This is a genomic window from Alteribacillus iranensis (genome assembly GCF_900113025.1).
Taxonomy (GTDB): Bacteria; Bacillota; Bacilli; order Bacillales; family Marinococcaceae; genus Alteribacillus_A; species Alteribacillus_A iranensis.
Genome location: NZ_FONT01000004.1, coordinates 193,508 through 206,739, shown reverse-complemented (window position 1 = coordinate 206,739; position 13,232 = coordinate 193,508). Strand labels below are relative to the sequence as shown.

Sequence of the window (13,232 nt, the reverse complement as noted above, 5' to 3'; positions counted from 1 at the left end):
CAGCAGAAACGGAGGAACAACATGGTAAAATCGGTCGACCGGGCGCTTCGAATTATTAAAATAGTCAGCATGAGAAAAGATGGTTTTGGTGTGACGGAGCTGGCTGAAAAACTTGAATTGAACAAAAGTTCCGTGTTCCGACTGGTAGCCACATTAATAGAGCATGGATTTATCGAGCAAGACAGTGTGACAAAAAAATATCGGCTCGGTTATCAGTATTTGGAACTTAGCTCGAAATTGCTTGATTCTATCGATATTAGAAAAGAAGCGGCTCCTTACCTGAAGGAATTAGAAACGCTCACAAATGAAGTGATTCACTTAGTCATCTATTCACAAAAGGAAGCGGTGTATATTGAAAAACTAGAAGGACATGAAACATTGCGCATGCATTCTCAAGTTGGAAAGAGAGCGCCTATGCATTGTACGAGTGCCGGTAAAACGATACTTGCCTATCTTCCAGAAAGGGAAGCAAAAGACATTCTAGCTCAAAAAGGTCTCCCTCCCCATACAGAAAATACGATTACAGATCCCGAAGAGTTACTAGAAAAACTCAAGGAGATAAGAGAGCGTGGGTACGGACAAGAAGTGGAGGAAAATGAAGTCGGTATTACGTGTATCGCTGCACCTATTTTTAATTTTAAAGGAGAAATTGCCGGATCGATCAGCATTTCAGGACCGACAATCCGGATGAGTGAAGAACGGATCAAACAATTAAAAGAACCTTTGATGGAAGCAGGGAAGAAAGTATCTAGAAGGCTGGGGTACAGTTACAATATTCATAGTTGAAGTGGGGAAACACCAGTGTGAAGGAGACACTGGTGTTTTTTATGTTAGGGAACATCAAAGAAAAATTCGGTATTTAACAAAAGACATTGACGATAATGATTCTCAATTATATACTGTCCGTAGTGAGAATGATAATGGATATCATTTATATAAGGAGGAGACCATGATACATAGGAAAAGTATTTTAACTATATTTTTACTACTTTTACTTTTCGCAGTACTTACTGCTTGTGGTACAGATGAGCAAAGCGCTGCCGAAGGGAACAACTCGAACGATGAAGGAGTGGAGGCTGGAAACGTAAGGACAGTCGAGCATGCGATGGGTGAGACAGACATTCAAGGCACTCCTGAGAAAGTGGTTACCTTGTACCAAGGTGCCAATGATATTGCGGTTGCTTTGGAGACTAAGCCAGTTGGGATAGTCGAATCATGGACAGAGAAGCCGATTTATGAGTACTTACGTGATGACCTTGAAGGTGCGGAAGTGGTAGGGGAAGAAACGCAGCCTAATTTGGAAGCTATTGCCGAACTGGAACCTGACGTTATCATAGCTTCTAAGACGAGACATGAAGAAATTTACGAGGATCTTTCAAGCATTGCTCCTACTGTCGTAGGCGAAGCTGTCTATGATTGGAAAAATACATTAGAAATCACTGGTAAAGCTCTCAATAAAGAGGAAAAAGCGGAAGAATTACTAGCGGAATATAATGATCGCATTGCTGATTTTAAGGAAAAAATGGGAGACCGTCTTCCAATAGAAGCAGCGATCACTAACTTCCGAGCTGATCACGCCCGTATTTTCTATATGGGATATGCGGGGCAAATACTTGAAGATGCAGGATTTTCCCGCCCTGAAGGACACGATAATCCCGATGAATGGGGGATTAAATTATCATCTAAAGAAAGTATTCCTGAGGCAGATGCAGAGATCATTTTTAATTTTAATTCCGGGACAGAGACTGAGCAAATACAGGCTACTTATGAAGAATGGACTAGTCATCCTCTTTGGGAGGAATTAGAAGCTGTTCAAAACGACAATGTGTACATGGTTGAGGAAGTTGCCTGGAATGCTGCCGGAGGTTATATCTCTGCACATCATATGCTCGATGATCTATATGAAATCTTTGAACTGGAATAAGAAACGGGAGCGAGGAAGAGTGGCTAGCCTTCCTCTTTCTCAGTTTGTGAATACGGAAGTGGCAGAATGACTCAACTTTCATCGATAAAAAACAGACAGTTTCTGATGTTAATTGTATTCATTGTTTTATTCAGTGTGGCGTTTCTTGCAAGCATCGTATTTGGGCAGACACCCATTACTTTTCAAGAAGCTCTTTCCTCTTTTGTAAACTATGATGAATCTTCAACGGAACATATTATTATTCAGGCTGATCGTCTTCCAAGAGCTATTATCGGCAGTATCATCGGTGCTAGTTTAGCTGTAGCAGGAACACTTATGCAGGCATTAACGAAAAATCCGTTAGCCTCACCAAGCGTATTTGGAATAAACCACGGAGCCATCTTTTTCGTTGTTATTGGAGTGTTATTTTTTTCCGTTACTTCTCTTATTCAATTAACAGCTCTTGCCTTCGTTGGAGCAGCGATTGCTGCCCTCATCGTGTATGTTCTAGGAGCGATCGGAAGAAATGGCTTAACCCCTGTAAAGATCGTATTAGCTGGTGCAGCAATCAGCGCCCTCTTTCAATCATATACGCAGGCTCTGCTCGTTTTAAATGAAACAGGTCTTCAAGATGTGTTGTTTTGGTTGGCTGGCTCGATCAGCGGTCGAACTCTTGACATGCTGATACCTGTGCTGCCATTTATAGGGACAGCCATAGTGAGTGCAATGCTTATGGGAAAGTCCATTAATCTGCTGGCTACTGGTGACGATATAGCAAAAGGTATGGGACAAAATGTAGCAATCGTGAAAGGGCTAATGGGTGTAATAGTAGTGATTCTCGCTGGTAGTTCAGTAGCAGTCGTAGGAGCAGTGGGTTTTATTGGGTTAGTGATCCCCCACGTGGCACGTTTTTTTGCCGGGAACGATTATAGATGGATTATTCCTTTCTCCGGATTACTAGGTGCTGTTCTACTATTAATTTCTGACGTATTAGCAAGATTTCTGATCATGCCCCAAGAAGTGCCTATAGGGGTTATGACAGCCCTGGTCGGTGGTCCTTTCTTTGTTTACATTGCACGGAAGGGAGTGTCGAAGCTATGAAGCGGCATCTAGGATTTCGTAACAGAAGCTTCTCTTTTCAAGTGAAATCAAAAACCGTGCTAATGATAGGACTGCTGGCATTGCTTGTGGTATTGGCATGTATCGCAGGGCCAAGTCTTGGAAATAAATTGCTCAGTCCATGGGAAGTCGTGAAGACAATCATCGGACATAGCACAGGTGGAAATGAATTTATCATCATGACATCTCGCTTGCCGCGGACGCTTGCATCTCTTCTTGTCGGTGCAGCTTTAGGGGTGGCAGGACTGATCTTGCAGGGTATTGTACGCAATCCATTAGCGGCGCCAGATGTTATCGGCGTAACGGGAGGAGCCTCTGTAGCTGCAGTAGCATTCCTCACTTTTTTGGCGGGCAGTGTCAGTATGGAATGGATGCCGGTTGCCGCAATTGCTGGAGCGCTTATTATATCGGTGTTTATTTATATGCTGTCTTGGAGTAACGGGATAACGCCGATGAGGTTAATACTTATCGGAATTGGGATGGCAGCAGTGATGAGTGCATTAACAACATTTATGATTGTACTGAGCTCCTCTGTTACAGCGAGCCAAGCATACTTATGGCTGACGGGAAGCGTATATGGAGCTTCTTGGGAAGATGTAATGATGATGGCGCTGCTAGTATTTCTCTTGATACCGCTTGCTTTCATTTTCTCTAGAAGCTTAAACGCTCAGCAGCTGGGAGATGAAGTGGCCGTGGGGATGGGCGTTCAAGTGCAACGAGATCGCTTTATTCTACTTGCGATCTGTGTCATTTTAACAGGTTCCGCAGTCGCCGCAGTAGGAGCGATTGGATTTGTTGGTCTCATTGCTCCACATATTGCGCGTACATTGGTGAGTCAGACGTACGGAAGCTTAGTGATTGCGTCTTCCCTAACAGGAGCATTGTTGTTATTTACGGCTGACCTGACAGCAAGAACTATTTTTTATCCTGTTGACATACCGGCGGGTGTGTTCACAGCTGGTGTAGGCGCTCCGTTTTTTCTCTATTTGTTGTTAAAAAATCGGAATCAATTTTAAGGGGGCAGTTTGATCATGAATCTTGAAGCGAAGGATTTGACTATTTCCTATGGGCAAGATCCAATTATTGATAATTTATCTATCCATATTCCGAAAGGTGAGATTACGGTTTTTATTGGAGGGAATGGGTGTGGGAAATCGACTCTCTTACGAACGTTAGCCCGCTTGTTAACTCCTGAAAAAGGAACGATTTTGTTGGATGGAGAAGAAATGGCCCGAATGAAAACGAAGAATATTTCTAAAAAGTTATCCATCCTTCCACAAGGCCCGACCGCCCCAGAAGGATTAACTGTGAAACAATTGGTCACCCAAGGAAGATACCCCCATCAAAGCTGGTTAAAACAATGGTCAAGTGAAGATGAAAAAATGGTGAATGCGGCCCTTAGAGAGACAAATATGTCCGAATACGCTGATTTTCCTGTGGACGCGTTATCAGGTGGTCAAAGGCAGAGAGCGTGGATCGCTATGACACTTGCACAAGGAACAGATACGCTTTTGCTCGACGAACCAACCACTTACTTAGATATGTCTCATCAAATTGAAATACTAGATTTGCTTTATGATTTAAACGATAACGAAGGACGGACGATAGTGATGGTGCTCCATGATATGAATTTAGCCTGCAGGTATGCTCATCACTTAGTGGCTATTCAAAATAAAAATATTGTCGCGCAGGGGAGACCGGAAGATATCATGAGTGCTGATCTCGTCCGCCGTGTATTTCATATGAACTGTGATGTGATGAGTGATCCTTTGTTTGGTACCCCTATGGTGATCCCTCATGGAAAGGGGAGGAAGCGTAATGAAAAACTCATTAATGCTAAAGCACAGTAGCACTATCTCATCGATAGACTGGACGGATGCCTCTCTTTGCGAGGAATATCTTTATTATATGAAGCGCCTTATTCAGGCACCTTCGCTTGATGTCACTGCATCTCAATTTGCGAAGAGTTACGCCAAAGTAGTCGTGTTGCCTGCCCTTTCTAAAATGACACTAGAAGACAAAGCATATGATATGTCCATCCATAACTGTCAGCTCACGTTAGGGAAGAATGAAGCAAAATGGAATCCTTCCTTACAACTAGTGAATGCTCAGGAGGATTTCCATAAAAAAGGTCCTCGGGAAATATGGAGAGAACAAGCGATAGCGACACTCTTTAGAGAGCATGTAAACAGGATATGGTATACCCTCTTTGATGTTACTGCTGTCTCAAGAGCATTGTTGTGGGAAAATACTGCTGTTCGTATTTTCTCCTTATATGAGAAGAAACTGATGAAACATGCAACTCCAGAAGTTAAAGCAAGGATTGAAGAAGACTTCCAATACCTTATTCATGATGCAAAAAGTGAGGTCTTTGGCACAAAAACAAACCCGTTACAATTATTTTACTCGACAAAACAAAGCGAGGATTCTGTCCGCGTTCGGCAAACATGCTGTTATTATTATCAAACCGGTACAAGTAAAGGGAAGTTTTGCGGAGCTTGCCCAAAAAAGGAATGTAATAGTAAGTGAACCAAGCTCGTTCAATTTTCGTTTAGTCACCATATTTTCGGTTCTTGTTAGGGATGCAAAGGCAATAATTATGAAATTTCAAATTAACTTGTATGTTATCAGCTAAAAATAGAGAGCCAGGCTGATCCATGTTTATGCCAGCCGGGCTCTTGCTATATATGAATTACTGTACTGATTTAGCGAAAGATGGCTTTTGTCCTTGAAGTGGATTTGTCTTTTCAAAAGCGTAACCGACATTGAGGATAAGGTCTTCCCGTAATGGTGGGCCTATGATCTGCATTCCTATTGGCATATTTTCTTTCCCCACCCCACATGGGACAGATAAAGAAGGAAGACCGGTTAAGTTACTAGGACCCATAAACCGAATGGTATGATTAATAAGGTCTACTTGCTTACCATTCAAATCAACTGTATCTTGACCTATTTCAGGCTGAATAATTGGAAGTGTTGGTGTTACTAATACATCCACTTTTTCAAAGGCTTTTTGATAATCTAATTTCAGTTGTCGACGCAACTGTTGTGCTTGTAAGTACTCAACTGCTGATGGCAGCTCGCCTAATTCGAATAAGAGACGAATGTCATCACCATAGTCATCAGGTCGATTGACTAAGTTACGGTGATGGATTGCTGAAGCCTCTGATAGGCTTGTAACAAGCTCTGCGTATTCTGCATGCTTAAGGCCTGGAATGCTAATGGTTTCTACTTTTGCACCAAGCTCCTCCAACTTCTTAATCCCTTTACGCACGTTCTCCTCTACTTCTCTATCTACATCTTTAAAGTAATAGTCCTCATTCACGCCTATAACAAGGTCTTTGATATCCCCGTTTAATTTATCTACATATTTATTTTCTGGGACGTTTATGGAAGTAGGATCATTTTTATCAAATCCTTGAATGATTTCAAGAAGTCCGGCAGCGTCTTTTACGGTTTTGGTCATCGGCCCGATATGGTCAAGGGACCACGCAAGCGGAAAGCAGCCGTATTTGCTGACTCTTCCAAATGTAGGCTTTAAACCAACAATACCGCAAGTCGATGATGGAATACGGATGGACCCCGCTGTGTCCGTTCCTAAAGATGCAACACTCATATCTGATGCAACAGCAGCGCCGGATCCGCCACTTGATCCGCCTGGATATCTTTTTGTATTCCAAGGGTTTCGGCAAGCACCCCAGTGTGGATTATTAGTTGTTATTCCCCAAGCATATTCATGCATATTTAATTTTCCAGTGAAAACAATACCGGCATCTTTCATTTTATCGATGATGGTTGCTGTGTAGTCAGGTATATACTTACCATGTATTTTGGACGCCATCGTTGTCAGTTCATCTTTGATATATAAATTGTCTTTAACAGCCATAGGAATGCCGTGATACATTCCTTTATAGTTACCTGATGCTATTTCTTGATCTGCTTGTCTAGCTGCATTTTCAGCTTGCTCTCTTGTCATAGATATAAAAGCATTTATCGTTTCATCAACCGTTTCAGCGTGATTCATCACAGCTTTTGTTACTTCTAAAGAGGATACTTCTCTGTTTTTAATGAGGGGAGCCAACTCTTCTACAGGCTTCGACACTAGATCCTTACTCAATATGATCACCTCCAGGAATATTCCTTAACGCAATATCATAATCATCTAAGTTGGCATCTTCTGCTTCTTTTCTTAACAACTCCATGCCTTCCCAACGCTCTTCAAGTACCGGTAAGTGGTTATTTTTTACAATAATTCCTTTATCCTTCAGCACGTCTCGGATGGATAACTTCATTCCTCATCTCTCCCCTCGTTATTTTATAGGGTGTCTGCACGTTCCGCACTTCTCCTTCAGTAGACACTCACCTAGTTAATTTGCAAAATGCATGCCAATGAGAAAGTCAGGGATAGAAGGCACATTGGAAAAGCATTCGTTTGAAAAAGAGAAAGATTAATTCCAAATGTTCTGATATTTATTGTAAAATAGATGATGTAGAAAGGTTTTCTAATTTTGAGACAGCGTATCTCAAAATAAAACACTCATGGAGGGAATGTGTGTGGAAATCAAGGTAGGATTATTGTTTTCTTTGACAGGGACGACCTCTATTACCGAAATAGGACAATGGAAGGCAACAAAATATGCCATTAGCAAATATGAAACACAGGTTCATTCTATTACCACATTCACTCGTGATATCCGTTCTGATCCTGCACAAGCCGCAAAAGAAGCAGAGGATTTGGCAAAAGCGGGCATAAAGATTTTTGTTGGATGCTATACTTCCGCTTGTCGAAAGGCTGTTCTTCCGGTGTTAGAGAAATATGACTGTCTCCTTGTATATCCAGCTTTGTATGAAGGCCAGGAATGTCACCCAAACGTTTTCTACACAGGCGAAGTACCTAATCAACAAGTACATACCCTCTTAGAATACGGTGCTCAACATTACGGAAAACGAGTTTATGCGATCGGCACAGATTACGTTTATCCCCGTGAAACAAATCAGCAAGTTAAATTATTCTTAAAAGGAAAAGAACATTCTTTAGTGGGGGAGCGGTATGTTCCGTTTGGTTTTACGTCATTTTATGAAATTTTTCAAGAAATCGTTGAAAAAAAACCAGATATTATCTTTTCAACCCTTGTGGGAAAAAGTGTCATCCCTTTCTATCAAATGTACAAACAAGTCGGGCTGGACTTTAATGAGATGCCCATTTTTAGTCCGATCACTAAGGAAACAGAAGTTGACGTTATGGGAGCTGAGTTTGGGGAGGGACATTACAGTTCGGCAAGCTATTTCCAATCCATTCCTTCTATAGAAAACCGACAATTCGTGGAAAATTTTCAACAGTTTGCTGGAAGAAAGCAGCCTGTGTCTTCTGTAATGTTTAATACTTATTTAGGAACTCAGCTGGTATTAGACAGCATTGTGAGGATCGAGACAGAGGAATTCCGGGAGATTATCTATCATTTAAGTGGACGTAAATATAACACCTTATGCGGAACGATTGTTACTGATCCGAATCATCGCCATTTATCTCGCCCTGTGAAAATAGGAAGAGTTACACACGAAGGGCAGTTTGAAACTGTATGGGATTCTGAAAAAGAAATATCACCGCAACCTTTTAAGTTGAATACTATTTCTGAACGGTCATACCATAAGATGGTTCTTAGAAATTGGGGGAAGGTAAGTGAAGAAGCTGTACTAGCGGTCTCTAGCGAAGGAGAAATCGTCTATCAAAGTCATCAAGCAGCTAAAATGACCAACTGGATGGAAGGTTCCTTTGTCACTAAGGAAATGCTGGAGAAGATGAAGAGATCGTTTTATATCCACCAATACCCAGGAAAAGAACAAAACCTTTTTGTTTTAAAACCAAAATTGCCGTCCATTTCTTCAAAATCGCCTTATGTGTTTGGACATGTAAAGACAGTGAATGAAGAATATCAATCAGAGTTGGAAGTAGGAAAAATCGCTGCAGAGTCATCTGCTAATGTTCTTATACTTGGTGAAACAGGAACTGGTAAAGAAATGGTGGCACAAGCGATTCATAATATGAGCGAAAGAAAAAACGGCCCCTTTATATCTGTAAATACAGGCCTACTTCCTAAAGATTTAATTACTAGTGAATTATTTGGTTATGTAGATGGGGCTTTTACAGGTGCACGGAAAGGCGGATCAACTGGGAAGTTTGAAGCAGCTCAGAATGGAACAATATTTTTGGATGAAATAGGTGATATGCCATTTGAACTTCAAGTGACTTTGTTGCGAGCAATAGAAGATAAAAAAATTGTCCGCGTCGGAGATACAGTGGAACGGCCTATCAATACACGTATTATTGCTGCGACTAACAGAGATTTGGAAGAGGAAATTGCCTATGAGAACTCTTTTCGCTCTGATCTGTATTATCGGTTAAACGTTCTATCCATCACCATCCCTCCTCTAAGAGAACGTTCGGAAGATATCGAGCATTTATGTTTCGAATTTCTGAAAGATTTCCAGAAAGCTTACAATTATGGGCCTGGTTTCATAAAAGATGAAGCTCTGCAGCTTATTTTGTCTTACCCATGGCCCGGGAACATTCGCGAATTAAGAAATGCATTGGAGAGAGCATTTTTAATTGCGCGAAACGAAGGAGCTTCTATCGATATGAAACATTTGCCGAAAAAGGTTAGAAGCTTCTCGGAAAGTAAAGTAAACAAGCTGTCATTAAAAGAAGTAGAAAAAAGAACAATCGAAAAAGCAGTCAATCAAACATGTTCCGCAGCAGAAGCAGCATCCATACTTGGAATTGCTCGAAGTACTTTGTATAGAAAGATGAAAGAATACTCCATCTCTATGTAAATGATATTCGGTAGAGACACGAATGAAATAGATGAATAATCAACGTCCCCCGCGTTACATAATAACGTAAGGGGGATTTACATTGCAGCACTGCAGATATATCCTATTACTTACATTTTTATTTCTCCATCTCTTTTCCCACGTATCTGCTGCGCCAGATGACAGCTTAGTCGTTCATTTTATTGATGTGGGCCAGGGTGACAGCACATTAATTGAATATAGAGGGCAGACGATGTTGATTGATGGAGGCAGAAGGGATGCAGGTGAAAAGGTTGTTACCTATTTAAAAAAATCTGGCATCGAGCACTTAGATTATGTTGTCGCTTCACATCCAGATGCAGATCACGTTGGCGGGTTAATCGAAGTGTTGCGTGAGGTAGAAGTAGAGCACGTGTTAGATAGTGGAAAGGAACATACGACGGATACGTATATCGAATATTTAAAACTCGTAGAAGAGAGGGAGATTCCTTTTGATATTGTAAACCACGGGGAGACGATCGATTTTGCCCCGCCTGTTGAGATGCAAGCGCTGAATGCCTTAAGTGAAAGTGAGGAGCGCAATGAATCCTCGATTGTTTTTAAAATAACGCACGGAGAAATAGACTTTTTGCTTGCTAGTGATGCTACAAAGGACAATGAAATGAGAATGGTAAATGAATTTGACGTAGAAGCAGAAATTTTAAAAGTAGGGCATCATGGATCGAAAACATCCACAAGTATGGACTTTTTAAGAAAGGTACAACCGGAGACCGCGATACTTACTTACGGGGAAAATGAATTTGGCCACCCGACAAGAAGGGTTGTAAGCAGACTAAACCGTATAGGTGCAACGATATACAGCACGTATGAGCATGGAGATATAGTAGTGACAGCTGACACAAACTCCTACAACATAGAAACAGAGAAATGGTATGCTATCTATGATAGGTGCAGAGAAGCAAGCGAATTAATTCCATCATGTGGGATGTAAGAGTTTAATAAGGGCTGTATCAAAAGGTAAAAAATGACTTTTTGATACAGCTTTTTTTATGTAAGTGTCCATTGATCTGCAGGAGAGCTGCATCTAATCATGAACAGAAAGGTGATTTTAAAAAAAGTAATCTGAACAATTGAAATAGATAAAATGACATGTTATTCTATAAATAAGAAACGTTGTTTCGTAATAAGCAACATTAGGAGGAGAAAAGAAAATGGGGAAATATGTTACAGTTGGTGGTTTGCAAGTAGCAGAAGAACTTTATGCATTTATAAATGAAGAGGCCATTCCAGAGACTGGAGTGAGCCCATCAAAATTTTGGCAGGGACTTGATACACTCATTCATGAATTAACTGCAGAAAACAAAGCTCTTCTTGAAGAGAGAGAAATGCTTCAATCAAAGTTGGATAAGTGGCATAAAGATCATCGAGAATCATTCGACCCATATGAGTATAAAAAGTTTCTAAAAAACATTCGTTACTTAGAGTCGGAGACAGAGGATGTGGAAGTGACAACGAGCAATGTGGATGATGAAATTGCAAAACAAGCGGGTCCGCAACTTGTTGTACCTTTAACGAATGCGCGTTATGCGTTAAACGCTGCAAATGCAAGGTGGGGGAGTTTGTACGATGCTCTCTACGGCACAGATGCTATCAGGGAAGAAAGCGGAGCGGAACGAACGAGCGAATATAACCCAGTTCGAGGCAAAAAAGTCATAGAATACGCAAAGCAATTTCTCGACGAAATTATTCCTCTCACAGAAGGGTCTCATCAACAAGCCACTCAATACGTGGTACGCGATGGGGAGCTTGGTGTCATACTTGAGAACGGGACGGAGTCATTATTAAAAGAAAAAACTAAATACAAAGGGTACCAAGGACAAGAAGAATCACCCGAGGCCATCCTCATTGAAAACAATGGTATTCATTTTGAGATTCAAATAGATCGGGACCATCCTATAGGGAAAACGGACGCTGCAGGAATAAAGGATATCTTAATGGAAGCAGCTCTTTCTACTTTGATGGACTGTGAAGACTCCATTGCGGCTGTAGATGCAGAGGATAAGGTAGAGGTATATCGGAATTGGCTAGGTCTCATGAAAGGAACATTACAAGCTACCTTCCAAAAAGGATTAAAGGAAGTGACCAGAGAATTACACCCGGATCGTGTCTATCGGAGTTCCACTGGTGAACAATTAACATTACCGGGACGCTCGAAGATGTTCGTGAGAAATGTTGGTCATTTAATGACAAACCCTGCTATTCTGGATAAAAACGGAGAAGAAGTACCAGAAGGAATACTAGATGGAGTATTTACAAGTCTTATTGCGATGCATGATGTTCTTGGAAATAGCAAATATCGAAACTCTGAAAAGGGCTCCATATATATTGTTAAGCCAAAAATGCACGGCTCAAAAGAGGTAGCTTTTGCGAATAAACTATTCGACAAAACAGAAGAATTGCTCGGATTAGAACGCCATACTCTTAAGATGGGTGTCATGGATGAAGAAAGACGCACCTCTCTTAACTTAAAAGCTTGTATCCGGGAAGCGAAGGACCGTATTGTGTTTATTAATACCGGATTTCTCGATCGTACTGGAGATGAAATTCACACATCCATGGAAGCAGGACCAATGATTAGAAAGGGTGATATGAAGAAGTCAGTGTGGCTAGATGCTTATGAACGGTCGAATGTATTTCGTGGATTAGAAACGGGGCTTGTAGGTCGTGCGCAAATAGGAAAAGGAATGTGGGCTATGCCGGATATGATGGCGGCGATGCTCGAACAAAAAATTGGCCAAGTGAAAGCAGGAGCCAATACCGCTTGGGTGCCATCTCCAACTGCTGCAACACTTCATGCTCTTCATTATCATCATATAGACGTTCAAGAAGTCCAATCACAGCTTAAAGATAAAGTGGAAGATTTGCATGATGAGATACTACAAATTCCTGTTGAAGAGAATCCGACCTGGTCAGAGGAAGAAATTCAGGAAGAATTAGATAATAATGCACAAGGAATTTTAGGGTATGTGGTTCGTTGGGTTGACCTTGGAGTAGGCTGTTCGAAAGTTCCTGATATTAACAATATTGGTCTCATGGAAGACCGGGCGACCTTACGTATCTCCAGCCAGCACATGGCGAATTGGCTTTACCATGGAATATGCACGGAACAACAAGTCATGGATACAATGAAACGAATGGCAAAGGTAGTCGATGAACAAAATGCCGGTGATCCAAACTACCGTCCAATGGCCGATGATTTCAATAAATCAATTGCTTTCCAAGCTGCATGTGATTTGGTATTTAAAGGAAGAGAGCAGCCAAGTGGGTATACTGAGCCAATCTTGCATAAACGTCGTCTCGAAGTGAAAAATAAAGAATTAGCCAAGAAATAACATTTTCA

General features: G+C 41.2%; 11 protein-coding genes. 9 read left to right on the top strand and 2 right to left on the bottom strand.

Annotation, left to right across the window (positions count from 1 at the left end; translation table 11 throughout):
- The first annotated feature begins 21 nt into the window (after positions 1–21).
- The 6 genes from BM095_RS10800 (at position 22) to BM095_RS10775 (ending at position 5,551) form a co-directional block, all read left to right on the top strand.
- Positions 22–786, top strand: a complete 765-nt coding sequence (locus tag BM095_RS10800; protein WP_091661492.1) for an IclR family transcriptional regulator — start codon at positions 22–24, stop codon at positions 784–786.
- A 163-nt stretch (positions 787–949) separates the two neighbouring features.
- Positions 950–1,924, top strand: a complete 975-nt coding sequence (locus BM095_RS10795; protein WP_091661797.1) for an ABC transporter substrate-binding protein — start codon at positions 950–952, stop codon at positions 1,922–1,924.
- 66 nt (positions 1,925–1,990) lie between these two features.
- A complete protein-coding gene (locus tag BM095_RS10790; protein ID WP_091661490.1) occupies positions 1,991–3,004 on the top strand; it encodes a FecCD family ABC transporter permease in 1,014 nt (337 codons plus the stop codon).
- Positions 3,001–4,038, top strand: a complete 1,038-nt coding sequence (locus BM095_RS10785) for a FecCD family ABC transporter permease (RefSeq protein WP_091661488.1) — start codon at positions 3,001–3,003, stop codon at positions 4,036–4,038. Before BM095_RS10790 ends, BM095_RS10785 begins: the two co-directional genes overlap by 4 nt.
- Positions 4,039–4,053: 15 nt before the next feature.
- Positions 4,054–4,872, top strand: coding sequence for an ABC transporter ATP-binding protein (locus BM095_RS10780; RefSeq protein ID WP_091661485.1), 819 nt, complete (start codon positions 4,054–4,056; stop codon positions 4,870–4,872).
- Positions 4,841–5,551: an IucA/IucC family C-terminal-domain containing protein gene (locus tag BM095_RS10775; RefSeq protein WP_177194787.1), complete on the top strand. Its 711-nt coding sequence runs from the start codon at positions 4,841–4,843 to the stop codon at positions 5,549–5,551. The genes BM095_RS10780 and BM095_RS10775 overlap by 32 nt, the downstream gene beginning before the upstream one ends.
- 163 nt (positions 5,552–5,714) lie before the next feature.
- Here BM095_RS10775 and BM095_RS10770 read toward each other — a convergent pair whose 3' ends face one another.
- Both BM095_RS10770 and BM095_RS10765 read right to left on the bottom strand, forming a co-directional pair.
- Positions 5,715–7,139 (bottom strand): amidase, encoded by a 1,425-nt coding sequence (locus tag BM095_RS10770; protein ID WP_091661480.1) that lies wholly within the window; start codon positions 7,137–7,139, stop codon positions 5,715–5,717.
- Positions 7,132–7,314 carry a hypothetical protein gene (locus BM095_RS10765; RefSeq protein ID WP_091661477.1) on the bottom strand — a complete coding sequence of 61 codons (183 nt, stop codon included), beginning with the start codon at positions 7,312–7,314 and terminating at the stop codon, positions 7,132–7,134. The genes BM095_RS10770 and BM095_RS10765 overlap by 8 nt, the downstream gene beginning before the upstream one ends.
- Positions 7,315–7,576: 262 nt before the next feature.
- Between BM095_RS10765 and BM095_RS10760 the strand changes: the two genes are divergently transcribed.
- From BM095_RS10760 to BM095_RS10750, 3 genes are all read left to right on the top strand, one after another.
- Positions 7,577–9,853, top strand: coding sequence for a transporter substrate-binding protein (locus tag BM095_RS10760; protein ID WP_091661475.1), 2,277 nt, complete (start codon positions 7,577–7,579; stop codon positions 9,851–9,853).
- Between the two features lie 82 nt (positions 9,854–9,935).
- Positions 9,936–10,823, top strand: a complete 888-nt coding sequence (locus tag BM095_RS10755; RefSeq protein WP_091661472.1) for a ComEC/Rec2 family competence protein — start codon at positions 9,936–9,938, stop codon at positions 10,821–10,823.
- Positions 10,824–11,043: 220 nt separating this feature from the next.
- Positions 11,044–13,224, top strand: a complete 2,181-nt coding sequence (locus BM095_RS10750; protein ID WP_091661469.1) for a malate synthase G — start codon at positions 11,044–11,046, stop codon at positions 13,222–13,224.
- The last annotated feature ends 8 nt before the right edge of the window (positions 13,225–13,232 follow it).

Coding starts and splice junctions, on each gene's coding strand:
- BM095_RS10800 (WP_091661492.1), top strand. CDS start 22: ATGGTAAAATCGGTCGACCGGGCGCTTCGAATTATTAAAATAGTCAGC.
- BM095_RS10795 (WP_091661797.1), top strand. CDS start 950: ATGATACATAGGAAAAGTATTTTAACTATATTTTTACTACTTTTACTT.
- BM095_RS10790 (WP_091661490.1), top strand. CDS start 1,991: ATGACTCAACTTTCATCGATAAAAAACAGACAGTTTCTGATGTTAATT.
- BM095_RS10785 (WP_091661488.1), top strand. CDS start 3,001: ATGAAGCGGCATCTAGGATTTCGTAACAGAAGCTTCTCTTTTCAAGTG.
- BM095_RS10780 (WP_091661485.1), top strand. CDS start 4,054: ATGAATCTTGAAGCGAAGGATTTGACTATTTCCTATGGGCAAGATCCA.
- BM095_RS10775 (WP_177194787.1), top strand. CDS start 4,841: ATGAAAAACTCATTAATGCTAAAGCACAGTAGCACTATCTCATCGATA.
- BM095_RS10765 (WP_091661477.1), bottom strand. CDS start 7,314: ATGAAGTTATCCATCCGAGACGTGCTGAAGGATAAAGGAATTATTGTA.
- BM095_RS10750 (WP_091661469.1), top strand. CDS start 11,044: ATGGGGAAATATGTTACAGTTGGTGGTTTGCAAGTAGCAGAAGAACTT.